We start from the raw sequence: 24,951 nt of genomic DNA, 5'->3' as shown, positions 1-24,951 counted from the left end.
CGTCCATGTAGGCTCGGTGGCGGCATCCATGCCGCCACACGGTCCCGCCCCCGGACGCGGCACCATGCTCCCGGTATCGCTAGTGCCGATCGGCAAGCGATGGCTTCAATACGCACTGCAGGCTGACCCCGCAGTGGCGAGACCCGGCGCGTGCATGCGGCGCCGGGGGGCAAACCGGCCTGCCGGCACATCGAGCGCGTCCGCTGCCATGGGAGGGGCGTTGCGATCGGTCCGGGCCGGCGTCAGGCGGTCTTCCCACAAGTTGGACCACCTTCGCGCAGCGGTCGGTGACCGCATCACGGCCGGTCCGGCGGCAGTCTGTAGCCGGGCGCCTCGCGCCCGAGCGCAGGGTGGCGGGCCGGCGGCAAGCGCATCTGTCCAGGCGTGGTCGCGCTCACGTTCGCGGCGTGCGCGGCAATGTCAAACTCCGTACGGATCTTCCTCTGACCGCTACAGGTTCGTCGCTGGTTGCCGAAACTGAATTGCTTTACTCTGCAGCGCTTCGGCGTGGGGGCGCCGCGCCAGTCAGGGGGGCGCAATCGCCCCGCATGCCCAGCCTTCTCTCTTCTAACTCTTGGCGGGTGATCTCATGGTGGCATTGCAGCAGCGCTCGATCGATGCGATTCGTGGCCAGGAAGCTGCGTTGTTGGCGGCATGGCTGGGCTCCAGCCTGGGCAGCGATGGACGTATTTCCCGACAGGACGTCGAAACCCAGAGCGCGGATTTCCTGCACCTGCTGGTCGCCTCCCTGAAGGACGGTGGCAGCAGCCTGGACAGCGCCGACTGGAGCGAGGTGCGTCGCTTCCTGGAAAACCTGTCGCGCGATCGCGCCACCCGTGGCTTTGATTCGCAGGAAACCGCCAATTTCATCTTCTCGCTGAAGCGGGTGCTGTTCGCGCTTGTGCAGCGCGAATACGCCGACACGCCGGAGGATCTGGGCCAGCAGCTGTGGGCGCTGTCCGAGCTGCTGGATCGCCTGGGCCTGTACACCGTCAAGGCGTTCCAGAAGACCCGCGAAGACATCATCGTGCGCCAGCAGGAAGAAATGCTGGAGCTGTCCACCCCGGTGGTCAAGCTGTGGGACGGTGTACTGGCACTGCCGATGATCGGCACGCTGGATTCGCAGCGCACCCAGGTGGTGATGGAGTCGCTGCTGCAGCGCATCGTCGATACCGGCTCGGAAATCGCCATCATCGACATCACCGGGGTGCCCACCGTGGACACCCTGGTCGCGCAGCACCTGCTCAAGACCGTCACCGCGATCCGCCTGATGGGCGCCGATGCCATCATCAGCGGCGTGCGCCCGCAGATCGCGCAGACCATCGTGCATCTGGGGCTGGACCTGCAGGGCATCGTCACCAAGGCCAACCTGTCCGATGCGCTGGCGCTGGCGCTCAAGCGCATCGGCGTGACCGTGAACAAGGCAGGCTGACATGGAGCGCATCCCGATCCTGCGGATGGGCGACCTGCTGCTGGTCACCATCCAGGTGGACATGCACGATCAATTGGCGATGACGTTGCAGGAGGACCTGTCGGAAAAGATCAGCGCCACCTCCGCGCGTGGCGTGCTGATCGACATTTCCGCACTGGACATCGTCGACTCCTTCATCGGCCGCATGATCAGCACCATCTCCGGGCTGGCGGCGATCATGGATGCCAGGACCGTGGTGGTGGGCATGCAGCCGGCCGTGGCGATCACGCTGGTCGAGTTGGGGCTGACCCTGCCATCGGTGCGCACCGCGCTCGATGTCGAACGCGGCATGCGCCTGCTGCAGCAGCCCGATCGCACTTCATGACGACCGGTTCGCAATCGGTGCGTACCGAACAGGATGTGGTGCTGGCCAGGCAGACGGTACGCAAGCTGGTGGTGCAGTGCGGCCTGCGTCTGGTCGACCAGACCAAGCTGGTCACCGCAGCCAGCGAACTGGCGCGCAACACCGTGATCTATGGCGGTGGCGGCGAGATGGATTGGGCCCTGGTGGAAAGCGGCATCCGCAAGGGCGTGCAGCTGACCTTCCGCGACGAAGGTCCCGGCATTCCCGACCTGGACCTGGCGCTCACCGATGGCTGGACCTCCGGCAGCGGGCTGGGACTGGGCCTGTCCGGCAGCCGGCGGCTGGTGGATGACTTCGTCCTGGATACCGCAGCCGGCAAGGGCACGCGCATCACCATCACCAAATGGAAGTGACGCTCGCCGGCGAGGTCACGCGCGCGTTTCGTGTCGACGAAATCAGCCAGGTCGGGCAGGCACGTCGCGAAGCGACGGTTTTGGCACAGACGCTGGGTTTCGACGAGGCCGCCTGCGGCCGCGTGGCACTGGTGGCCACCGAGCTGGCCACCAACATGGTCAAGCATGGACGTGGCGGCTGCCTGCAGTTGTCCACGGTGGCCACACGCCAGGGCATGGGCGTGGAAATCTGCGCCATCGACGGCGGGCCGGGCTTCGCACTCGTGGACGGCCTGCGCGATGGCTATTCCACCGCCGGGACGCCGGGCACCGGGCTGGGCGCGATCCAGCGCCAGGCGCAGGTGCTGGACGCGTATTCCGATGCCAAGGGCGCGGTGGTGATGGCACGGCTGTTTGCGCAGCAACGCGCCGAACTGGACCTGCCGTACGGCGCGATCCGCCTGCCGCTGCACAACGAAACGGTGTGCGGTGATGCCTGGCATCTGGCCATTGGCGAGCAGCGCGTGACCGTCACCGTGATCGATGGCCTGGGCCACGGTCCAGGCGCCGCCGATGCTGCCGATGCCGGCACGCGCGCTGCAGCCGCGGCCAGCGGCGAGCCCGGCGAGCGCATCGCGCAGCTGCATGCGGGCATGTCAGGCACCCGCGGCGGCGCGGCGGCGGTGATGCAATTCGACAGCAGCACCGGCCGGGTACGCTTTGCCGGTGTGGGCAATATCGTCGCGTCGCTGTGCGATGGCGACGGCGTGCGTGGCATGCCCTCGCATCCGGGCATCGTCGGGGTGCAGTTCCGCAAGACGCAGCCGTTCGATTTTCCGGACGCCGCCGGCAAACTGCTGGTCATGCACAGTGATGGTCTGCAATCACGCTGGAGCCTGCGCGATCATCCGGGGCTGCTGTCGCGCCATCCGCGCCTGATTGCGGCCGTGCTGCTGCGCGATTACACGCGGGGCCGCGACGATTGCGGCGTGTTTGTCATGCGGCTGGGAGGCCTGCAATGAATGCTTCCGGTGAGACATCGCCCATCGATCCGCTGGCCGAACTGGACGCGCTGCGGCAGCAGAACCAGGCCCTGCGCGAAGAGTTGGAAGAAACCAACCAGGGCGTGCTGGCGCTGTATGCCGAGCTCGATCAGCAGGCTGAGCAGCTGCGCGACGTGTCCGAGCTCAAGAGCCGCTTCCTGTCCTACATGAGCCACGAGTTCCGCACCCCGCTCAGCTCGATCCTGAGCATCACGCGGCTGCTCGAGGACGGCATGGACGGGCCGCTCACTGCCGAGCAGTCCAAACAGGTGCGCTTTGTCAGTGCCTCGGCGCGCGAGCTCACCGAGATGGTCGACGACCTGCTGGATCTGGCCAAGATCGAAGCCGGGCGCATCACCATCTCGCCGGGCTGGTTCGATCTGATGGACCTGTTTGCGGCCTTGCGCGGCATGTTCCGCCCGCTCACCGATGTCAGCAGCACCACCTTGATCTTCGAGGATCCGCCGGTGCTGCCGATGCTCTATACCGACGACAAGAAGCTGGCGCAGATCCTGCGCAACTTCATTTCCAACGCGCTCAAGTTCACCCCGCAAGGCCATGTGCGCGTGTTCGCGCAGCTGGAAGGCGAGAGCCATGTGCGCTTCGGCGTGCAGGACACCGGCATCGGCATCCCGGCCGAGCTTCACGACGCCTTGTTCGAGGATTTTGTACAGGTGGATTCACCGTTGCAGAAACGCCTCACCGGCACCGGTCTGGGGCTGTCGATCTGCAAGCGGTTTGCCGAGCTGCTGGGCGGCAGGGTGGGAATCAACAGCGTGGTCGGGCAGGGCTCGGAGTTTTTCGTGGTGCTGCCGGTCACGCTGGCAGCGGAGGATGCACTTGGGCAGTAAGCCACACATTCTGGTCGTCGACGACAACGCGGTGACGCGTTATTCGGTGCGGCGCGTGCTCGAACACCATCAGTTCGTGGTCGAAGAAGCCGGCACCGGCACCGACGGCCTGGCCAGGCTGGCCGAGCAGGCGTTTGCTGCGGTGGTGCTGGACGTCAATCTGCCGGACATGAGCGGCTTCGACATCGTGCGCACGCTACGCGCCGAGCCGCGCACCGCGTTGCTGCCGGTGGTGCATGTATCGGCCGCCTCGATCGCCACCGGCGACATGATCACCGGCCTGGAAGCCGGCGCCGATGCCTACCTGATTCATCCGGTCGACCCCAGCGTGCTGGTCGCCACGTTGCGCACCTTGTTGCGCGCGCGCCAGGCCGAGGACGCCTTGCGCATCAGCGAGGCCCGCTTCCGCGAGATCTTCGAGCACATCAGCGCACCGATTGCGGTGGTCGACGCCAGGCTGCACACGCATGAAGCCAATGCCGCGTTCCAGCGCCTGATCGGCACCGCCACACCCGGCGAGGCGCTTGCCGTGCCCGGCGTGGACCAGGCCGCCACCGTGCACGCGCTGATCGACGCGCTGGCGCAGCGCGAGCGCTGGAGCGGTGCCTTGTCGATCCTGCGCGAGGGCAAGGTGTGCGAAACCGAGTGGCGCGTGTCGCCGTATCGCGAACCGGACCTGGGCCTGCTGCTGGTCGAGGATGTCACCGAACAGCGCATGCGCGAGCGTGAGCAGCGCCAGGAACTGGATACCGCCACCACCGAGCTGGCCCACCAGATCGCCGAGCGCCAGCGCACCGAGATCCAGTTGCTGCAGGCACAGAAGATGGAAGCGCTGGGCAAGCTCACCGGCGGCATCGCGCACGACTTCAACAACCTGCTGACCAGCATCATTTCCGGCCTGGACATGATCCAGCTGGCGGTCGAGTCCAATCGCATCGAGCGTGTGCCGCGGCTGGCCGAGATCGCCACCGGCTCGGCGCATCGCGCTGCCGCGCTGACCCAGCGCATGCTTGCCTTCGCACGCAAGCAATCGCTGGATGCGCAGGCCTTCGACATCAACGCACGCGTGCGCTCGCTGGAAGACATGCTGCACCGCTCGATCGGCGAGAACATCGTGCTGGAGCTGGACCTGGCGGACACGCCGCTGGTGGCGGTGGCCGATGCCAACCAGCTCGAAAACGTGGTGCTCAATCTGGTGATCAATGCGCGCGACGCGTTGAAGGGCAGGGGCACCATCCGCATCCAGAGCGCGGCCCATACCGCGCAGGGCGATCCGGAACTGGACGATGGCGAGTACGTGGCGGTGAACGTCATCGACAACGGCAGCGGCATCGAGCCGGCCATTCTCAACCAGGTCTTCGAGCCGTTCTTCACCACCAAGCCGATCGGCGAAGGCACCGGCCTGGGCCTGTCGATGACCTACGGCTTTGCGCGCCAGTCCGGCGGCACCGCACGCATCACCAGCACGGTGGGGCGCGGTACCACGGTGGCCTTGCTGCTGCCGCGTGGACTCACTGCCAGCGCATTGCCGCCGGCACCGGTACCGAATTCGCCCCGTACCCGCAGCGAGCGCATCTTGCTGGTGGACGACACCGACGTGGTGCGCATGATGGTGAGCGAGGTGCTCAGCGACGCCGGCTACCACGTGGTCGAAGCCGAAGATGCCAACGGCGCGCTGGATCAATTGCGTGCCGGCGTGGAGATCGATCTGGTGGTGTCCGATGTCGGCCTGCCCGGCATGAACGGGCGCGACATGGCAGACGTGGCGCGCGCGCTGCGGCCTGGCCTGCCGATCCTGTTCATCACCGGCTACGCCGAAAACGCCGCCACCCGCCAGGAATTCCTGGCCGACGGCATGGCGTTGCTGCCCAAGCCCTTCAGCCTCAACGATCTGTTGAACATGGTCGGGCAGATGCTCGACAGCAGCGTGCTGGCTGCCCGCGCCTGACGCGGGGGGGCGCGCCTGGGGCCTGCTGCCGACGCCTGCCGATCGCACGACGATGGTGTGGCGGCCCACTTATGCGTTGAACACGCCACGGCGACCGTGGCTCTGCGGCGGCTGCCATGTGCGTGGCGGCACGCTTGCCATAGAGCTGCAACATTGCTGACATATCGTGCGCGCGGCGCCACGTTGCGCCTCCGGCCGGCATGTTCGATGCCGACGGATGTTGGTGGGGGAAACAAAACGTAGCGCGGCAGTCAGATGGCGCGGATGGCGCAGAGGAACCGGGTGCCGGTGGTGCACCCGGTTCCGAGCGCCGGCCGCGCGCGCCTGATGGCTGCGCAGTCATGTTGATCGCCGCTATTGCCCCTGTCTCACCCCTCGCGTCACCTACCCAAGGATCATCTCGCATGTCGTTGTCCTCGTCTGTCTCCGCGTCGCTGACGCCCGCCGCCACGCACGTAACCGCACCCCGTCGCGCCGCATTGCAGCGCACGCCGCTGGCGCGCGCCTGCGCCGGCCTGCTGCTCGCCTCGCTGGCGGCAGCGGCCGCTGCGCAGCAGGTGCCGGCGCGCCAGGGCGAGGGCAGCCCGACGGCGCTGGATGCAGTCACCGTCACTGCCGAGCACCGCGAGCAAAACCTGCAGGAGGTGCCGGTGTCGGTGGGCGTGGTGCAGGGTGCGGCGATGCGCGAGTTCACCGCCGGTGGCGACGACACGCTGCTGGCGCTGTCCGGCCGCGTGCCGGGCTTCTACGCCGAGACCACCACCGGGCGCATCTTCCCGCGCTTCTATATCCGTGGCCTGGGCAATATCGACTTCTACCTCGGTGCCTCGCAGCCGGTGTCCATCATCCAGGACGACGTGGTACTGGAACACGTGGTGCTCAAGTCCAACCCGGTCTACGACGTGGACCAGGTCGAAGTGCTGCGCGGCCCGCAGGGCACCTTGTTCGGCCGCAACACCACCGCCGGCATCGTCAAGTTCGACACGGTCAAGCCCAGCGAGACCTATACCGGCCGTGTCGATGCCAGCTACGGCAGCTACAACACGGTGTCGCTGGATGGCGGCTTCGGCGGGCCGATCAACGAGGTACTGTCGTTCCGCGTGTCGGCGCTGTACCAGCACCGCGACGACTGGGTGGACAACACCTTCGCCGGCAGCAGTGCCGACGGCACGCGCACGCCGCGCAAGGATGCGATGGGCGGCTACAACGACCGCAATGCGCGCCTGCAGCTGCTGCTCAAGCCCAACGACGCATTCTCGCTGCTGGGCTCGGTGCATACGCGCGACTACGACGGCACCTCCACGTTGTTCCTGCGCAATGCAGTGACGCGCGGCAGCGACAAGGTCGACGTGCCGCGCGATCGCGTGGCCTATGACGAGGCACACGACAACCCGCAGGCGTATCAGACCGATGGCGGCTCGATCAAGGCGATCTACGATTTCGGTGGCGTGTCGCTGACCTCCATCACCGCCTACGAAACCACCTCCGGCTATAGCCGTGGCGACACCGATGGCGGCGCGGCGGCGAACTACCCGGTCAACGGCGTGCCGAACGGCTTCGGCCAGTCGATGGGGCAGATCCGCGACCTGGATCAGTACACCCAGGAACTGCGCCTGGCCAGCGAAGGCGACGATGCCTTGCAATGGCAGGTCGGCGCGTTCTACTTCGACGGGCGCGACACCACCGATTTCTATCAGCGTGCCTATTTCCTGCAGACCGCCGCGCGCAACCCCAACAACTGGGTGCGCCTGCGCAACACCAACACCTCCTGGGCCGGTTTCGGGCAGCTCAGCTACAAGGCCACCGACGCGCTCACCCTGACCGCCGGCCTGCGCCAGACCAAGGACACCAAGCAAACCCGCCTGCTCAAGACCGCCGATACCGCCGCTGGCGCGGTGACCTATCGCGGCCGTCGCGACGTACGCCTGTCCGACACCCAGCCCAGCTGGGACCTCAGCGCGATGTATGAAATCAACCCCGAGCTGAGCGTCTACGCGCGCGTGGCACGCGGTTTCCGCGGCCCGACCATCCAGGGCCGCAGCGCGGTGTTCAATTCGGATTTCACCACTGCCGATTCGGAAACCATCCTGTCGTGGGAAGCCGGCATCAAGAGCAGCCTGTTCGACAATCGCCTGCGTCTGAATGTCAGCGGCTTCACCTACACGGTGGACGACATCCAGCTCAACGGCAACGATTCGGACGGCAACGGCGTGCTGTTCAATGCCGACAAGGCCAAGGCCTACGGCCTGGAAGCAGACCTGGACTGGCGCCCGATCTCCAACCTGTCGCTGACCGCCGGCCTGAGCCTGCTGCATAGCGAAATCCACGACGATCGCGTCTACGCGCAGGCCTGTGCGCTCAATGGCGTGGTGGTGTGCACGGTCAACGACCCGACCATCCGCGTCGGTGCCAACACCTTTGCGCAGATCGACGGCAACCCGCTGCCCAACGCGCCCAAGTACAACCTCAACCTGGCGGCGCGCTACGACATTCCGGTGGGCACCGATGGCGCGTTCTTCGTTTCCACCGACTGGAACAAGCAGGGCGAAACCAGCTTCGTGCTGTACGACTCCACCGAGTTCCGCGCCGACGGCAATGTCGAAGGCGGCTTCAAGCTCGGCTACACCGGCGGCTACGGTGCGTGGGAAGTGGCGGCGTTCGCGCGCAACATCACCAACGAGAAGAACGTCAAGGGCGTGATCGAAAACTACATGGCGGCGGTCTACAACGAGCCGCGCATCGTGGGTGTGTCGGTCAACGTCAACTGGCAGTAAGAGCGGTTGAACCAGTAGCGAGCGGCTGCACGGTCATCTTGTCAGCCGCTCCCGGTTGCTGGTCGATCGACCGCATCACCGCGCATGTGTCGCAGTGATGCCAATCGTAGAACCAGGCCCGCTGCGTGCATCACGCAGCGGGTTTTTTTGTATCAACGGCTGCGCAATACCGACTGTACCCAGCTGACGATCTGCGCGCTGCTCACCGCACCGGAATGACGGCCCAGCTCACTGCCGCCGCGGATGACCAGCAAGGTGGGGATGCTGCGGATGCCAAAGCGCGTGCCCAGCGCCGGATGCAGATCGGTATCGACCTTGGCCAGCCGCACCTGCGGTTCGAGCATCGCCGCGGCGGCGGCAAAGTGTGGTGCCATGCTCAGGCACGGCCCGCACCACGGCGCCCAGAAATCCACCACCAACGGCAGCGCGCTGCGTACCGCATGCTTGTCGAAGTCGACCGCCGACAACGCCACCGGTGTGCCTAGGAACAATGGTTTATGGCAACTGCCGCAGTTGGGCGCATCGCGCAGACGCGCGTGTGCGACACGATTCATCGCCGCGCAGCTCGGGCAGGCGATCAGGAGCGGTGCGTCGGGCATGTGGCGGTCTCCGGTGGCAGGTAATGCAGTCGCCGCGCCCGCATACCACATGGGCGGCGGGCGCGGCGGCATGCGGCCAGTGTAACGGCCATCGCCAAGGACCCGATGCCGAAGGCTGCCGCCGCCGCACCGGGTGTGCCGCAATGCCGCGACAGAGAAGTGCGCCGCAGCACGCTGCGGTGGTCAGCCCGCTTGGCCCAGGCTCAGGATCGGAACGAAGCCGCCGTAGATCAGGCGTTTGCCATCGAACGGCATCGGGTTGACCGACGGGTCCATGCGCGGGTCGTCCATCATCTTGCGCATGCCCGCATCGCGGGTCGCCTTGTCCGGCCATTCGATCCACGAAAACACCACGGTTTCGTCCTCGCCGGCAGCGACCGCGCGATGGAAGTCGGTCAGTTGTCCATGCTGGACATCATCACCCCAGCACTCCACCACGCGCAGTGCGCCGTATTCGATGATGATGGCATCGCCCATGCGGGCATGTTCCAGAAACGCGGCCTTGTTGGCCGTGGGCACCGCGAGTGCAAACCCATCCACATACGACATAAGCACCTCCTCAGACATGGCGCACGGCGTGCACCTGATGACGGCGAACAGATGTTGGTGCGATCGGAACACGCTGGAAAGCAGCGCCAGGGTGCGTGTTGCCCGCGCGTGGATTGCGAGCATACGGTGCATCTGGATGGCAAGCACTGGTCGCGCTCGCATGACGTTGCAAACCGTTTTCGTGCCAAGTTCCGTTGTCGGATCGCATGCGCCGCGCGCTGCGTGAGGCGTCCTGGATGAGTTCGTCAGAGGGATTATGTTGTCACGATGGGCTGGGGTTGCGACAGGCCGCCAGCATCGGGATTGCATGGGTTTCGATCACCCCGCACGCCTTGCCGGGTGCGCCGTGGCGGCAGCCCGGCGTGCTGCCCGGCCGCCGCATGGCCGCGACTACGCGGCCAGGTTGTGGCGCCGCAGGATGGCTTCGAACACCACGTCGCCGTCTTCGTTGCGTGCCTGCAGCGTGCCGCCGTGCGCCTTGACGAACTGGTCGGCGATGAACAGGCCGAGCCCCAGGCCCTGGCTGGCATGGAAGCTGGCCTTGAACGGCTCGAACAGCCGCGGCATCAGGCTGTCGGGGATGCGCCCGACGTTGCGCACCGACAGCCGCAGCGTGTCGCGTTCGCGTCCGTCCAGGTGCACCCGCACCGGCTCGCTGCCGCCGTGCAGCACCGCGTTGCCGACCAGATTGGACACCACCTGTGCCAGGCGATCGCCATCACCATCGCCGTGCAGGTCGCCCTCGGTACGCAGGTCGATCGGGGTGTGCGGATTGGCCTGTGCCACTTCGCCCACCACGCTGTGGGTGAGGTCGCCGAGATTGCAGGGGCCGAACTGCATCGACAGCCCGTCGCTGCGCAGGCGCGAGAAATCCAGCAGCTGCTCGACCATCCGCGCCATCCGCCGCGCGCTGTTTTCCAGGTGATCAAGCGTGCGCGCGGCCGAGCCATCGGCGTCCACATCCAGGCTGAGCTTGTCGGCGCACAGTAGAATCACCGACAGCGGCGTGCGCAGGTCGTGGGTGAGCACGGCCATCATGGTTTCGTTGAGCGTGAGCGCGCGTTCCAGCGAGGCGTTGCGCGCCTTGAGCAGGCGCCGCTGCTGGTACAACTCGATGAACACATTGACCTTGCTGAGGATCACGTGCGGCTCGATCGGCTTGTGCAGGAAATCCACCGCGCCGGTTTCATAGCCCTGGAACGCGCGCATCGGATCGTTCGGCGAGGCGGTCAGGAAAATGATCGGCACATGCCGGCTGCGCTGCGAGCCGCGCATCAGCTCGGCCAGCGAAAAGCCGTCCATTTCCGGCATGTGCACATCCAGCAATGCCAGCGCCACATCGTGTTCGAGCAACAGCTCCAGCGCCTGCGCACCGGAGGCGGCGCACAGCACCTGGATGCCGTCGCGCTGCAGCAGCGCTTCCATCGCCACCAGGTTCTGCGGCACGTCGTCGACGATCAGCAGCTTGGCCGGTTCGTCATCGTTGCTGGTTGTCGCCAGGCCGGTCGCGGTGAGGTTCATGGGTGAAAGGTTTCCAGTCGGCTGCAGATCGCCTGCAGGGTGAGCACCGCATCGGCGCCGGCATGGGCGAGCGCGGAGGCGGGCATCAGCGGTGAGGCGGCATCGTCGGGGCGCTGGATCCAGGCGCTGCCGCCTACCGCGCGCACCGCCGCCACCCCGGCGCTGCCGTCGCTGCTGGCGCCGGTGAGCAGGATCGCCAGCAGGCGCTGCCCGAACACGTCGGCAGCCGATTCGAACAAGGGGTCGATCGCCGGACGCGAGAACAGCACCGGTGCATCCATCGACAGCGCCAGGCTGTCGCGCGTTTCCACCAGCAGATGATAGTCGGGCGGGGCGATGGTCACGCTGCCGGCGAGCAACGGCTGCTTGTCTTCGGCCTCGCGCACCGGCAAGGCGCAGCGTGCATCCATCAGCTCGGCAAGGTGGCTGGTGCGGTCGCGCGGCAGATGCAGCACCACCAGCACCGGCATCGGCAGATCCGCAGGCAGGCTGGACAACAGCGCCTGCAAGGCCACGACACCGCCGGCCGAGGCCCCGATCACCATCGCGTCGAACTGAGTTGCCGCCGTGTGCAAGACGTTCATGCGGCCGCCTTGCGGAACAGGCGCTGCTCGCGCGCCACGGTTTCGAACGCCTGCGCATGCGCGCCGAACTGCAGCGACTCCTTGCTGCCCAGGCCCAGGAAGCCTCGATGCACCAACGCATCGTAAAACAGGCCCACTGCACGGTCCTGCAGGCTGCGGTTGAAATAGATCAGCACGTTGCGGCACGACACCAGGTGCACTTCGGAGAACACCGTATCGGTGGCCAGGCTGTGATCGGCGAATACGATATTACGCTTCAGACGGCGGTCGAACACCGCGCCATCGTAGGCGGTGGTGTAGTAGTCGGACAGCGAGCTGCGGCCGCCGGCGTCCAGATAATTGCGGCTGAACTGCGCAATGCGGTCGATGCCGAAGGCACCGGCTTCGGCCATGCCCAAGGCTTCGGGATTGATGTCGGTGGCGTAGATCACCGCCTTTTCCAGCAGGCCTTCTTCGTGCAGCAGGATGGCCAGCGACCAGACTTCCTCGCCGGTGCTGCAGCCGGCCACCCACAGCTTGATCGAGGGGTAGGTACGCAACACCGGCACCACATGTTCGCGCAGGACGCGAAAGTAGGCCGGGTCACGGAACATCTCCGACACCTGCACGGTGAAGAACTGCATCGCCTGCGCGAAGGTGTCAGGTTCGTGCAGCAGGCGGTGCTGCAGGTCGGCCACGCGCGTGCACTCCATGCGCGCCATCGCGTGGCGCATGCGCCGGCGCAGCGAGGACACCGCGTAATCGCGGAAGTCGTAGTGATAGCGCTGGTAGACCGCTTCCAGCAGCACCCGCAGCTCCAGATCGAACAGCTCCACCGCGTTCATTGCCGCGAGCACCACACACGGCACAGCGACACCAGCTTGTCCACGTCGATGGGCTTGGCGATGTAGTCGTTGGCGCCGGCCTCCAGGCAGCGTTCGCGATCGTCGGCCATGGCCTTGGCGGTCAGCGCGATGATCGGCAGATCCTGCCATTGGCGATTGGCGCGGATCTGGCGCATCGCGGTCAGCCCGTCCATCTCCGGCATCATGATGTCCATCAACACCAGGTCCACCTCGTGCTTGGCCAGATGTTCCAGCGCCTCGCGGCCGTTGCGGGCGATCTGCAGCGTCACGCCGAGCGGTTCGAGCACGCTGGAGAGCGCGAAGATGTTGCGCACATCGTCTTCGGCCAGCAGCACGGTGGCGCCGTCCAGTACCGCGTCGCGGCGGCGCGCTTCGCGCAGCAGGCGTTGCTGGTCGCTGGGCAGCGAGGCTTCCACGCTGTGCAGGAACAGCGTCACCTCATCGAGCAGACGCTCGGGCGAGCGCACCCCCTTGATGATGATGCTCTTGGAATACCGGCGCAGGCGCTGTTCCTCGTCGCGGGTGAGCGCGCGCCCGGTGTAGACGATGACTGGCGGAAACGCCACCGCGTCGTTGCCGGCCATGCGTTCGAGCAGGTCGTAGCCACTGCCGTCGGGCAGCGCCAGATCGGTGACCATGCAGTCGAAGGTCGAGCCGGCCAGCTGCTGCATCGCGTCGGCAATGCTGCCCACCGCGATGATGTCCAGCTGGTCGCGCGCCAGCAACAATTGCAGATTCGCACGCAGGGCGCTGTCGTCTTCGACGATCAACAGGCGGCGTACCGCGCGGGCATTGGTGTCTTCCAGTTGCCGGATCGCACCTGCCAGCAGCTCGCGCGTGGCCGGCTTGATCAAATAGCCCACCGCGCCCAGTTCCAGCGCGATCTGGCTGCGCTCCAGCGCCGATACCACATGCACCGGAATATGGCGCGTGGCCGGATCGCGCTTGAGGCGTTCGAGCACGCTCAGCCCGGACGCATCCGGCAGGCCGAGGTCGAGCAGGATGCCGCTGGGGCGCAGTTCGGCTGCCAGGCGCAGCGCTTCTTCGGCGCTGGGCGCCACCACGCAGTCGAAATCCAGTTCGTGCGCCAGGTCGACCAGCGCCTGCGCAAAGCGTGCTTCGTCTTCCACTGCCAGGATCAGCCGGCCGGGGCGGGTGCGTTGGTCGCGATCGTCGTCGGCGCGCTGCAGCGGCGCAGTGGCGGTTGCCGGAATCGGCAGCGGCAGCGGCATCCCGGTGGAGGCCACCGTGGCGCGCCCATCACGCCGCGAGGCCATGGCCGTGCCGCTGGCGAACCGCGACGACGGCGTGCCGCCGAGTGCCGCGCCTGCGTTTGCCGGCGCGGCCATCGCCAGCTCGGCCGGGGCGCCGTCGATCGGCAATTCCAGCGTAAAACTGCTGCCGCGCCCCGGCTGGCTGTCCACGCGGATGCTGCCGCCCATGCGCTGGGCCAGATCGCGCGAGATCGACAAGCCCAGGCCGGTGCCGCCATAGCGACGGCGTGTGCTGCCATCGGCCTGACGGAACGCTTCGAAGATGATCTCGGTCTGTTCGTGCGCGATGCCGATGCCGGTGTCGTTGACCTTGAACAGCACCCGGCCCGGCGTATGCGCCTGGATCGACAGGCTGACGCTGCCGTGCTCGGTGAACTTGATCGCATTGGCCAGCAGGTTCTTGAGGATCTGCTGCAGGCGCTGGCTGTCGACGACCAGTTGCGTCGGTGCATCGGATTCGGCAGCCAGCTGCAGGGCCAGGCCTTTCTGGCGCGCCAGCGGCTCGAAGGTTTCGCGCAGGCGCTGTACCACCGAGCTGGTGGCGATGGTTTCGTCGGCCAGTTCCACATGCCCGGCCTCGATCTTGGACAGGTCGAGAATGTCGTTGATCAACGCCAGCAGATCGTTGTTGGACGACAGGATCGCCTGTGCGTACTTCACCTGCTCGGGGCTGAGCGTGCCGTCCTTGTTGTCCGCCAGCAGCTTGGCCAGGATCAACGCGCTGTTGAGCGGCGTACGCAACTCGTGCGACATGTTGGCCAGAAACTCGGATTTGTAGCGCGAGGCGGTGGACAGCTCGTTGCTGTTGCGCACCAGCTGATTCTGTGCCACCAGCAAGGCCTGCTTCTGCGCTTCCAGTGCCTGGGTGCGTTCTTCCAGCTGCACATTGGTCTGTTCGAGTTCGGCTTGCTGCATCTCCAGATCGCTCTGCGATTGCTGCAGGCTGCGGCTCTGTTCCTCCAGCTCCTCGTTGGCCACGCGCAGCTCTTCCTGCTGGGTCTGCAGTTCTTCGCTTTGACGCTGGGTTTCTTCCAGCAGGGCCACCAGCTGTGCGCGCAGCAATGCCGTGCGCAAGGCCAGGCCGATGTTTTCGCCGCAGCGTGCGAGCAGCTCTTCTTCGCGCGTGCGGGCGATGCCCGGTGCGGCGGCGCGGCCCAGCTCGAGAATGCCGATCACCCGCCCATCGGCGATGACCGGCGCCAGCAGCAGCTCCTGGCAGGCGCTGCGGCCCAGGCCGGAAGCGATCTGCAGATGTCCGGCGTCCACGCCGCGCACCCGGCGTACCGTGCCGCCACGCAAGGCCTCGCCGAGTTGGCCGGCATCGGTCGGCAGCGTCCTGGATGCATCGGCCGGCAGCGCGGTGCCGCCGGTCAGCCGCAGGCGGTCGCCTTCGATGCGATACAACGCGCCGACCTGGGCATCCAGCGTGTCGCACAGTGCCTGCACGGCCGCATTGGCCAGATCGTCCGGGCTGTGGTCGCCGCGCAGACTGGCTTCGACGGTGTTTTCGGCCTGCTGCAGCCATAACGCCAGTTCGGCCTGACGGCGCGCGCGGATGGCCTGCATCACCACCAGCGCCATCGCCAGGAACGAGACCCCGCCGATGCTGCGGTTGATCGAGGAGAAACTCGAACTGGTACTGGCCGGCGCCAGCTTGAAACCGACCGCCAGCAGCATGCACGACAGCGCGGCGACCACCAGTGGCGCCTGCACGCGATTCTGGAAGACCGTCACGCCCACTGCGACGAAGTAGGTCAGCCACACTGCATAGCCGAGTGGGGTGACCAACTCCACGCCGAGTGTTCCCGCCATCAGGGCCCCCGCGATCACCCACACCCAGCGGTCGCGTGTGGTCGAGATGTTCTGCATGACGGCGCGGACCTGACTGGGGGGCGGTCATGGTAGCCGATAAGTTTCACGCGCAAATCGCCGGTATTTTGACGCTTTGCAGTCGGGTCGGCTTGCACGCAGCCTTCACGCACCCGTCACTATGGTCGCGCGCTTTTCCGGGGAAAAGTCGCGCGATGGATGCGGAGACGGCCGTCGACAGTGCGGGGCCGCTTTCTCACGACAGCCGGCAGTGCCAGCTGTTGGTGCAGAGCGTGTCCAATTACGCGATCTACATGCTCGATACGGGCGGCCATGTGTGCAGCTGGAATCCCGGTGTCGAGCGCATCAAGGGCTATACCGCCGCCGAGGTCATTGGCTCGCACTTCTCGCGTTTCTACCTGCCCGAGGACGTGCAACGCGGCGAACCGGCGCAGAATCTGGACACCGCCAAGCGCGAAGGGCGCTTTGCCACCGAGGGCTGGCGGCTGCGTAAGGACGGCAGCCGCTTCTGGGCGAGCGTGGCGATCGAACCGGTGCTGGAATTCGGCGTCCTGGTCGGGTTTGCCAAGGTCACCTGCGACATCGACCAGCGACACCAGGCGCAGCAGCTGTTGCAGCAGGCGCAGCACGCCCTGCTGCAGTCGCAGAAGGTGGATGCGCTGGGCCGCCTGACGCTCGGCATGGCGCATGATTTCAACAATCTGCTGACCGTGATGGTGACCAGCCTGGATCTGATCGCGCTGCGTGCCGGCGACGATGCGCGCACGCGCATGCTGGTGGAAGCAGCGCAGACCGCAGTCGATCGTGGCACCTTGCTGACGCGCCAACTGCTGTCCTTCGCACGCGGGCAGCGGCTGATTCCCGAGCGCCATGGCGCCAACGCGGTGGTGACGCGCTCGCTGGAGCTGCTGCGGCGTGCCTGCCCGGCCGGGATCGTGCTGTCGCTGGCGTTCGCCGAGCAGTTGCCCGATATCCGCGTGGACCCTGGCCAACTGGAAGCGGCCTTGCTCAATCTGGTGTTCAATAGCTGCGATGCCATGCCTGGCGGCGGCAACATCGTGCTGGAAACGGCCGTACAGCAGCGTGTTGCGCCGTCCGATCCGCATGGCCAGCCGTGCAATTACGTCAGTATCGCCGTGCGCGATGACGGCCCGGGCATGTCCGCGCACGTGGCGCGATGCGCCAGTGAGCCGTTTTTCACCACCAAGGACGTGGGCAAGGGCTCGGGCCTGGGATTGAGCCAGGTGTATGGCTTCGCCTCCCAGTCCGGCGGCTTCGTCGAGCTGGACACCGCTCCCGCCCGCGGCACCACCGTTACCCTGTTTCTCCCGGCCATCGAGGAGGCTGAGCATGACTGAACCCCTGCGTCTGTTGATGGTGGAAGATCAGCAGGAATTGCGCGAACTGATCGGCGAGGCGCTGCGCGATGCAGGCATCACCGTCGAGACCGCCGACGACGGCCATAGCGCCCTGCGCATGCTGCGCGAGAATGGCCCCTATGATGTGGTCTTCAGCGATGTCCGCATGCCCAACGGCATGTCGGGCATCGAACTGAGCGAACACGTGGCGCAACTGCTGCCGCAGGCGCGGGTGATCCTGGCCTCGGGATTCGCAAAGGCGCAGTTGCCACCGCTGCCGGCGCGGGTGGATTTCCTGCCCAAGCCGTATCGCCTGCGTCAGCTGATCGACGTGTTGAAAGGCGTTGCAGCCAACGCCTGAGCGCTGGCTGCGCCGGTCGCGCGCTGCAGGAACCGCTGCATGGAATTGCGCGGCCATCGTGTGGCGCCTTCGCCGGGACTGCTGCATAGATGCCGCTCAACGGCTCTGGTAATACACCTTGTCGATGGCGATCTCCACCGGCGCGGCGGGTGGATCGGCCACCAGCATGAACATCTGTTTGACCGCCTGCAGGTCCAGATCGTAGAACGCACTGAAGGGAATGCTCACCTCGTGCCAGGCGCCGTCGCGCACCAGGCCGTATTGATTGCCGCCAGCGGCAAAATCCACCCAGCTGTCGCCGAAGCTGGTGTTGATGCCGATCTTGAACGTCGACGGCGTGGTGGTTTTCAGCTGCAGCTTCAGCGCGCCGCCGGCGTAGGCGGCCATGTTGCGATAGTCGGTCTGGATGCCCAGGCCATACCAGGCACCGGCGTTGGCGCGGTACGCCATCACGTTGCTGCCTTCGAACGGCGCCTGCGCAATCGGGGTGAGGTTGTTCCACAGATACAGCTCGGCATCCTGGCCGAACTGTAGCCGCCCGCTGGTGTCGGCCTGCTCGGTGAACACGCCAAAGCGCCCTGCCGGCGCGGCATGTTGCGCGCCCACGTACAGCTGCGAACCGGGATTTTGATACAGGCGGATGTAGTCGACCTCCATCCTGCCCGGCAGCGGCGCGGTCACCGCCGCAGGCGAGGTGATGCCGGTATAGCTGCCGCCCACGGCGAGGTTGAGCAGCAGATACTGCTGCTGGTGGAATTCGTGCAGCGAGGCACCCTCGATATTGGAGATCGCAAATTCGAAGTATTGCTGGCCGTCGATGGACACGCGGATGAACTGGGGGTCCCAGGTCATGCGGTACACATGGAAGTCGGCATGCAGATCCACCGGGCTGGTGTAGCTGGTGTCGTAGTCTGCTTGCTGGCCGTTGTAGTCCCAGTGCACGGCGGCGCCGATACGGCGATTGGTGGTGCCATTGGCGATCGCCGCGGCCATGCCGGCTTCCATCAGGTCGATCTCGCCACGGCCTGGCCACACGCCGATGGTGCCCAGCATCCAGTATGCCGGCCACAGCCCGTTGCCCACCACCGGCGTCTTGATGCGCGCTTCCAGCGTGCCGTACTTGAAGTGCATGCGGCCTTCGGTCTTCAGGCGCGCCGAGGTGAACGGCATGCCCTGGAACGCTTCGCGCCGCGCTTCGATCACCAGCCGGCCATTCTCGATGCGCGCGTTTTCGGCGCGGCTGGTGTAGTACTGCATCTCGCCATTGCCCCAGCCGCACAAGCCGATCTGGCAGCCGTTGCCGACATCGTAGGTCCACTTGTTGCCATCGATGCCGGGCCCATTGAAGTTGTCCTCCCACACCAGGGTTTGCGCGTGCGCGCCTGGTGGCATCGCCACGGCCCAGAGCAGGGCGAGCTGCACAGCGGCACTGCGTCGCGTGTTCATGCGTGCTTCTCCAGAAAGTGGACCGATGTCCATGGAGACGTGACGCTGCGCAGCGGCTACTTCAGTGTCAAAGCAATTGTGTGGCGCGTTTCAGTTCCGTGGTGTTCATTCCGGAATAGTCCATCATTGGCATGACGGCGGTCGCAGACTGCATGCACCGGATGTTGCGCGGCAGCAGCTGGCTGCGAATGTCCGCTGCCGGCAGGTGGCATGCGCAGCGTCCAGGTCGGAACATTCAAGCGGGGGGATGGCGGGTCGACGACGCATGCGAGCGCGTGCAGCCTCTGCAGTAATGCCCCGTCCTGAATGCCACTGCGGCAGGCAAGGCGCACGTTGCTGCGCATCGATGGCCGCGCAGACGCATCGGTACGCTTGCCGTATGGCCGTTTCCGGGCATGCTCGCGCCCGCCTGACTCAATGCCCGGCGTGCACCGTCCACGCCACCAGTCGTATCACCAGCGGGCGCACCACCAGCACGCAGCAGAATGCGGTAGGCATCGCGATGCGGTAGGCGTCCAGCACGCGCCACAGGTAGCCGGGGGCCAGGCCGGTATTGGCGCCCGTGATCACCAGGCACATCAGCAGGGCCATGATCGCGGCCATGTAGAACGCGAACACGAACGGGGTGGTGCGCACGCCGAGTTTCCAGCGTGGGCGCATCAACGGGGAGGAAGGGGGAGATGTCGACATGCAATGGCCTCGGTTGCCGCGGATCGGCACGATGGGCAGCACTGTAGGGACGCCACCGCGGCCGGGGTAGATCGCGTAGCCTTGCGGCTTACGTAAGAAAAACTTACGAATCGTTTGGTAATACTTGCCTATTCAATGAACATTCTTCAGTCCATCCGCAGCTTTGTCAGCACTGTCGATGCCGGCAGCATTGCCGGAGGCGCCAAGTTGCTGGGGATCAGTGCTGCCGCGGTCAGCCAGAACATCGCGCGTCTGGAACAGCATCTGGGCGTGCGTCTGCTGCACCGGACCACGCGCAGCCTGGCGCTGACCGAGCGCGGCACGCTGTACTTCGAACAGGTGCGGCAGCTGGAGCGCGATCTGGAGCGCGCGCGGCAATCGGTGGCCGGGCCGCAGCAGGCGCCGGCGGGGCGATTGCGGGTGGCCAGCACCGCGGCCTTCGCGCGGCACGTGCTCGCCCCGATGCTGCCGGCCCTGCGTCAGCAGTATCCGCAGCTGGAGATCGAGCTGCTGTGTACCGACCGGGCTGTGCAGCACGCCCAGGAAAGCGTGGATGTCAGCCTGCGCATCGAAGCGCAGCTGGAAGACGGCCTGGTGGCGCGCTGCATCGCCCAGGTGCCGCTGGTGGTCTGCGCAGCGCCCGAGTATCTGGCGCGCTGCGGGACGCCGCAAACCGCGGACGACTTGAAGTATCACGATTGCCTGCTGCTGCGTTACCCGGTCGACGGGCGCTGCCTGCCATGGAATTTCGTGCGCAATGGCGTGCGCTTCCAGCCGGAGCTGGGCAAGGCGATGGTCAGCGACGATATCGATGCGCTCGCCACCATGGCCACCGCCGGCGGCGGTATCGCGCGCCTGGCCGCCTATGTGGTGCAGCCTTATCTGCAGCGCGGCCAGCTGCAGCCGCTGTTTGTCTCAGCTCTCGGCAGCAGCGCCCAGGCATTGCCGGAACCGCTGCGGATCTACCTCTGCGTCGCCGACCGCCGCGACTTCACCCCCAAGGTGCGTGCCTTCATGCAGCACGTGCTCGAACGCCTGCCCGTGCAATGGCGTATCGCCGAACCCACGCTGGCGCCTGCGCCCGCCCAGGCGGCAACCGGCGTATAGCCGGCATTCGACATCTGGAGACCGCCCGGTTGCGTGCCCTGGTCCACCAGGCGCACGCAGGCGTCCTGCGCGGGCGCGCGATGCGTCGAGAACATCGCCTTGCAACACCGTTTGCGCAGTCATCGCTCGCCAGCCACTGCGGCGACGGCAGCTGACGTCGCCGCCATCACTCACTCCAGCTTGAGCATCACGATCGAACGCGCCGGCAAGGCCACCGTCAAGGCCTTGCCTCGTACCCGTGCGCCCTTGAACGCCTTCGGCTCCACCGCATGCGGCTGGGCAAACGTGTTGTGCGTGGTGATCGCCGGCGCAGTGAGGATCTGCCCGTCCACGCTGCTCGGTGACAGGCCTTCTACCTGCACGCTCACGCTCGCCGCTGCGTTGGCCGCCAGATTGGTCAGCGCGATGTAGACGTGCCCGTCCTTGGCCTTGACCGCCGAGCCGTGCACTGCGGGCACGTGGACATCGCCGTGGCGATACTCGGGTGTGCGTAGTTGCAGCGGCAGCTGGGTGGCGTCCTGGTAGGGCTTGTACAGCGCGAACACGTGGTAGGTCGGCGTCAGCACCATCTTGTCGCCGTCGGTGAGGATCATCGCCTGCAGCACATTGACCATCTGCGCGATGTTGGCCATGCGTACGCGTTCGGCATGTGCGCTGAAGATGTCGATGTTCAACGACGCCACCAGTGCATCGCGCAGGCTGTTTTGTTGATGCAGAAAGCCCGGGTTCGCATCCGGCAGCCCGGCGTACCAGGTGCCCCATTCGTCCACCACCAGCGCGACCTTCTTGCCCGGGTCGTAGCGGTCCATGATCGCGCTGTGTTTGCTGATCAGCTCGTCCATCACCAGCGTGCGCGACAGCGTGTCGATCCAGGCGGCTTCGTCGAAGTCGGTGGAGGAGGCGCGCGGCGGCCAGCCACCGGGCACGGTGTAGTAGTGCAGGCTCAGGCCGTCCATCAGCGTGCCGGCCTCGCGCATCATCACTTCGCTCCAGTGGTAGTCGTCGTTGTTGGGGCCGGGCGCGATCTTGAGGATCTTCTGGTTGGTCGGTGCCTTGACGAAGGTCTGGTAGCGCCGATAGACGTCGGCCGCGTATTCCACGCGCATGTTGCCGCCGCAGCCCCACAACTCGTTGCCCACGCCGAAGTAGGGCACCTGCCACGGCGCGTCGCGGCCATTGGCGCGGCGCTCGTTGGCCAGGCTGGAGCGGGTGGGTGCGGTCATGTATTCGGCCCACTGCGCGATTTCGTCCGGCGCCGCATTGCCCACGTTGCCGGCGATATAGGCCTGGGTGCCCAGCAGTTCGGTGAAGTCCATGAACTCGTGCGTGCCGAAGCGGTTGGATTCTTCCACGCCGCCCCAGTGCGTGTTGACGCTGACCGGGCGCAGGGCCGGCGCGCCGACGCCATCGCGCCAATGGTATTCGTCGGCGAAGCAGCCGCCGGGCCAGCGGATGTTGGGCACGGCAATCGCCTTCAGCGCGGCCAGCACATCGTTGCGATAGCCACGCGTATTGGCAATCGCCGAGTCCTCGCCGACCCACACCCCGCCATAGATGCCGGTCCCCAGATGCTCGGCGAACTGGCCGAACAGCTGCCGCGACACCTGCGCGCCGGGCTGGTCCGCGCGCAGCGTGCCGGTCACCTCGACCTCGGCGGCAGAGGCGGCGAGCGCGCTGGCGACCAAGGCCGCGCCAACGACAGCCTGCAACAGCCGTCTGGGCGATATCCGCAAGGCGGGAAGAATCCACTGCATCGGCTTGGCGCTCCTGTGCTGATCGATCGAGGTGGTCGCACGCCGCAGCGTGGGCGGGCGCGTCGCTAGCCTAGTGCCTGCAACCTCGGCTTGTATTGCTGCATCGCGATCAAGCCGCCGAACGCTGGTGCATGCCTTGCCGACCTCGCCATCGCTGCGCGCCGGATGTGCGCCGGGGCATGGTCGTCGACCGCGCTCCCCCGCTATGCTCGCCAGCTTCCAGTATCGGCGGGACGATCCATGCAGCGAGTGTTCGGGCAGTTGCCAGGCGGTGTCGAAGTCCATGCGCTCACGCTGCACAGCGATGCCGGACTGGAGGCGGAAGTGCTCACTTACGGCGGCATCCTGCATGCGCTGCGGCTGACCACCGCGCGCGGGGTGGTGCCGCTGCTGCTGGCATTGCCGGATCTGCCGGCGTACGCCGCCGATGGCGACAGCCTCAACATCCTGGTCGGCCGCTTCGGCAACCGCATCGCCGGTGCGCGCTACACGCTGGACGGTGTCACCCACACGCTGGCCGCCAACGAAGGGCGCAACCAGCTGCACGGCGGCCTGCGCGGCTTCGGGCGGCGCGTGTGGAGCGTGCTGGAGCAGGCGCCGGACCAACTGCTGCTCGGTTACCACTCGCCCGACGGCGAAGAAGGCTATCCCGGCAATCTGCAGATGCGCGCGCGGCTGCAGCTGCGAGGACGCCGCCTGCAGCTGGACTTCGAGGCGCAATGCGATGCCGCCACCCCCTTGAACCTGACCCATCACCCCTACTTCAATCTCTCCGGCGACCCGCATCTGCGCGCCGCGCTGCAGGTGCTGCGCGTGCCGGCCGATCGCTATCTGCCGGTGGATGCCGAATCGATCCCGACCGGCGAGATCGCCTCGGTCGCCGGCACGCCGTTCGATTTCCGCCATGCGGCGGCGCTGGCCGACAATATCGACCCATCGCACCCGCAGGTGGTGCTGGGCAAGGGCTACGACCAATGCCTGGTGCTGGCCGCCGGGGCCGAGTGCGTTGCCGAGCTGTACTCGCCGCACAGTGGCGTGGCGCTGCGCATCAGCAGCGACGCGCCGGCGGTGCAACTCTACGAAGGCCAGCATCTGGACGCCCACCACCCCGGCCTCGGCCGCGGCGTCTGCCTGGAGCCGCAGGACTACCCGGATGCGCCCAATCACCCCAACTTCCCGTCGACAATCCTGCGGCCCGGGCAGGTCTACCGCCGCCGCATCGCCTATCACTTCGCCGACCCGGGGCCGGATCAGCCCTGGCCGGTGGTGAGCGCTGCGCTGGACGCCTGAGCGCGTGGATCGCCGCGACGGTGAGGCCGCGGCGCGCCTGAAGCCAGGCCGATCAGCGCGGCCCCAGCACCAGTTCGATCACAAACTTGCTGCCGAAGAACGACAACACCAGCAGCGCCATCGCGGTCAGCGTCCAGTGCACCGCCTTGGTGCCGCGCCAGCCGTTGCGCCAGCGGCCGATCAGCAGCGCACCGAACACGATCCACGACAGGATGCTGAGCACGGTCTTGTGCAGCAGCCGCTGCGCCAGGAAGTCCTGCACGAACAGCAGGCCGGTCAGCAGGGTCAGGCTCAACAGCACGAAGCCCACCGTGATGGTGCGGAACAGCAGCGTCTCCAGCTCGGTCAACGGCGGCAGCGCGCGCAGCCAGGTGTGGAAATCGCGCCGGCGCAGGGCCCGCTCCTGCAGCCACAGCATGATCGCCAGCAACGCGGCGATACCCAGCGTGGCATAGGCCAGCAGCGCCATCCACGCATGCAGTTCCAGCCGCCAGCCCAGGTCCGAGCTCGGTTCGTGGCCGTAGGCGTGGTAGCAGGCCAGCAGGATCGCCGACAGCGGGAACACCACCACGCCCACCGCCGCCATGCGCCCGCGCGCGCCGAACACCGCTGTCAGCGCGGCCATGCCCAGGCCGCTCAGCGAGAGCGCTGCGAAGAAATGCATGTCCGGCCCGCCGGCGGTGCGCAATGCCACCAGCACGTGATACCCGGCGTGCACCGCCACGGCCGCCAGCGCCGGGACCAGCCAGCGTGCCGGCGCCTGGTTGCCATCACGCAGCACCGACCGGGTGAGCAGCGCCGTGGCCAGCAGATACAAGGCGAACGCGATGAGAACGATTGTCATCGTGTCAGTTTCGCATATTGGTGGGGCGGGGAATCGGGAATCGGGAATCGGGAATCGGGAATCGGGAATCGGGAATCGGGAAAAGCGGGTTGCGAGCTGGCGGGCGGGGGCGGGCG

21 protein-coding genes are annotated in these 24,951 nt (G+C 66.5%); 11 read left to right on the top strand and 10 right to left on the bottom strand.

The genetic code is table 11. The features are described from left to right. The first annotated feature begins 589 nt into the window (after positions 1 to 589). From EO174_RS21665 to EO174_RS21635, 7 genes are all read left to right on the top strand, one after another. The gene (locus EO174_RS21665; protein WP_104582453.1) at positions 590 to 1,432 is read left to right on the top strand and encodes an STAS domain-containing protein; all 843 of its coding nucleotides are present in this window, start codon (positions 590 to 592) and stop codon (positions 1,430 to 1,432) included. Between the two features lies 1 nt (position 1,433). Continuing rightward, positions 1,434 to 1,796 carry an STAS domain-containing protein gene (locus EO174_RS21660; RefSeq protein ID WP_104538235.1) on the top strand — a complete coding sequence of 121 codons (363 nt, stop codon included), beginning with the start codon at positions 1,434 to 1,436 and terminating at the stop codon, positions 1,794 to 1,796. After that, positions 1,793 to 2,188, top strand: a complete 396-nt coding sequence (locus EO174_RS21655; RefSeq protein ID WP_104538234.1) for an ATP-binding protein — start codon at positions 1,793 to 1,795, stop codon at positions 2,186 to 2,188. Before EO174_RS21660 ends, EO174_RS21655 begins: the two co-directional genes overlap by 4 nt. Beyond that, positions 2,179 to 3,189, top strand: a complete 1,011-nt coding sequence (locus tag EO174_RS21650) for an ATP-binding protein (RefSeq protein ID WP_126947460.1) — start codon at positions 2,179 to 2,181, stop codon at positions 3,187 to 3,189. The genes EO174_RS21655 and EO174_RS21650 overlap by 10 nt, the downstream gene beginning before the upstream one ends. Then, on the top strand, positions 3,186 to 4,061 hold the full coding sequence (locus EO174_RS21645; protein ID WP_104582456.1) for an ATP-binding protein: 876 nt from the start codon (positions 3,186 to 3,188) through the stop codon (positions 4,059 to 4,061). Before EO174_RS21650 ends, EO174_RS21645 begins: the two co-directional genes overlap by 4 nt. Next, positions 4,051 to 6,009 carry a response regulator gene (locus EO174_RS21640; protein ID WP_180496910.1) on the top strand — a complete coding sequence of 653 codons (1,959 nt, stop codon included), beginning with the start codon at positions 4,051 to 4,053 and terminating at the stop codon, positions 6,007 to 6,009. Before EO174_RS21645 ends, EO174_RS21640 begins: the two co-directional genes overlap by 11 nt. Before the next feature lie 404 nt (positions 6,010 to 6,413). Further along, on the top strand, positions 6,414 to 8,783 hold the full coding sequence (locus EO174_RS21635; protein WP_115676379.1) for a TonB-dependent receptor: 2,370 nt from the start codon (positions 6,414 to 6,416) through the stop codon (positions 8,781 to 8,783). Between the two features lie 152 nt (positions 8,784 to 8,935). Here EO174_RS21635 and trxC read toward each other — a convergent pair whose 3' ends face one another. The 6 genes from trxC to EO174_RS21605 form a co-directional block, all read right to left on the bottom strand. Next, the gene (gene trxC / locus EO174_RS21630; RefSeq protein ID WP_104582459.1) at positions 8,936 to 9,382 is read right to left on the bottom strand and encodes a thioredoxin TrxC; all 447 of its coding nucleotides are present in this window, start codon (positions 9,380 to 9,382) and stop codon (positions 8,936 to 8,938) included. Between the two features lie 183 nt (positions 9,383 to 9,565). After that, positions 9,566 to 9,931, bottom strand: coding sequence for a DUF1428 domain-containing protein (locus EO174_RS21625; RefSeq protein WP_104582460.1), 366 nt, complete (start codon positions 9,929 to 9,931; stop codon positions 9,566 to 9,568). A gap of 390 nt (positions 9,932 to 10,321) precedes the next feature. Beyond that, positions 10,322 to 11,452 carry a hybrid sensor histidine kinase/response regulator gene (locus EO174_RS21620; protein ID WP_126947457.1) on the bottom strand — a complete coding sequence of 377 codons (1,131 nt, stop codon included), beginning with the start codon at positions 11,450 to 11,452 and terminating at the stop codon, positions 10,322 to 10,324. Beyond that, entirely contained in the window at positions 11,449 to 12,036 is a 588-nt protein-coding gene (locus tag EO174_RS21615) for a chemotaxis protein CheB (protein ID WP_119132585.1), read from the bottom strand. Before EO174_RS21615 ends, EO174_RS21620 begins: the two co-directional genes overlap by 4 nt. Next, the gene (locus EO174_RS21610) at positions 12,033 to 12,884 is read right to left on the bottom strand and encodes a CheR family methyltransferase (protein WP_180496911.1); all 852 of its coding nucleotides are present in this window, start codon (positions 12,882 to 12,884) and stop codon (positions 12,033 to 12,035) included. Before EO174_RS21610 ends, EO174_RS21615 begins: the two co-directional genes overlap by 4 nt. Next, positions 12,857 to 16,024, bottom strand: coding sequence for a response regulator (locus EO174_RS21605; RefSeq protein WP_126947454.1), 3,168 nt, complete (start codon positions 16,022 to 16,024; stop codon positions 12,857 to 12,859). Before EO174_RS21605 ends, EO174_RS21610 begins: the two co-directional genes overlap by 28 nt. A gap of 155 nt (positions 16,025 to 16,179) precedes the next feature. On the opposite strand from EO174_RS21605, the gene EO174_RS21600 reads away from it, so the two are divergent. After that, complete coding sequence (locus EO174_RS21600) at positions 16,180 to 17,343, top strand: PAS domain S-box protein (protein WP_104582465.1); 1,164 nt, start codon at positions 16,180 to 16,182, stop codon at positions 17,341 to 17,343. After that, positions 17,336 to 17,704: a response regulator gene (locus EO174_RS21595; protein WP_104582466.1), complete on the top strand. Its 369-nt coding sequence runs from the start codon at positions 17,336 to 17,338 to the stop codon at positions 17,702 to 17,704. The genes EO174_RS21600 and EO174_RS21595 overlap by 8 nt, the downstream gene beginning before the upstream one ends. Positions 17,705 to 17,800: 96 nt before the next feature. Here EO174_RS21595 and EO174_RS21590 read toward each other — a convergent pair whose 3' ends face one another. Together EO174_RS21590 and EO174_RS21585 are read right to left on the bottom strand one after the other, a co-directional pair. Further along, on the bottom strand, positions 17,801 to 19,150 hold the full coding sequence (locus EO174_RS21590; RefSeq protein WP_126947451.1) for a glycoside hydrolase family 16 protein: 1,350 nt from the start codon (positions 19,148 to 19,150) through the stop codon (positions 17,801 to 17,803). 414 nt (positions 19,151 to 19,564) lie between these two features. Further along, entirely contained in the window at positions 19,565 to 19,840 is a 276-nt protein-coding gene (locus EO174_RS21585) for a DUF2798 domain-containing protein (protein ID WP_104582468.1), read from the bottom strand. A gap of 135 nt (positions 19,841 to 19,975) precedes the next feature. On the opposite strand from EO174_RS21585, the gene EO174_RS21580 reads away from it, so the two are divergent. After that, positions 19,976 to 20,947 carry a LysR family transcriptional regulator gene (locus tag EO174_RS21580; protein WP_104582469.1) on the top strand — a complete coding sequence of 324 codons (972 nt, stop codon included), beginning with the start codon at positions 19,976 to 19,978 and terminating at the stop codon, positions 20,945 to 20,947. 170 nt (positions 20,948 to 21,117) lie between these two features. On the opposite strand, the gene EO174_RS21575 is transcribed toward EO174_RS21580, so the two are convergent. Beyond that, positions 21,118 to 22,701 carry an alpha-L-arabinofuranosidase C-terminal domain-containing protein gene (locus EO174_RS21575; RefSeq protein WP_164740297.1) on the bottom strand — a complete coding sequence of 528 codons (1,584 nt, stop codon included), beginning with the start codon at positions 22,699 to 22,701 and terminating at the stop codon, positions 21,118 to 21,120. Positions 22,702 to 22,941: 240 nt separating this feature from the next. Between EO174_RS21575 and EO174_RS21570 the strand changes: the two genes are divergently transcribed. After that, positions 22,942 to 23,991, top strand: coding sequence for an aldose epimerase family protein (locus EO174_RS21570; RefSeq protein ID WP_126947448.1), 1,050 nt, complete (start codon positions 22,942 to 22,944; stop codon positions 23,989 to 23,991). Positions 23,992 to 24,043: 52 nt separating this feature from the next. On the opposite strand, the gene ccsA is transcribed toward EO174_RS21570, so the two are convergent. Next, entirely contained in the window at positions 24,044 to 24,835 is a 792-nt protein-coding gene (gene ccsA, locus EO174_RS21565; RefSeq protein WP_126947445.1) for a cytochrome c biogenesis protein CcsA, read from the bottom strand. Positions 24,836 to 24,951: the final 116 nt, after the last annotated feature.

It is taken from the genome of Xanthomonas sp. BRIP62418 (assembly GCF_003993495.1).
In the GTDB taxonomy this organism is placed as follows: Bacteria; Pseudomonadota; Gammaproteobacteria; order Xanthomonadales; family Xanthomonadaceae; genus Xanthomonas; species Xanthomonas euroxanthea.
This window is presented reverse-complemented; position numbering and strand designations above follow the sequence as displayed.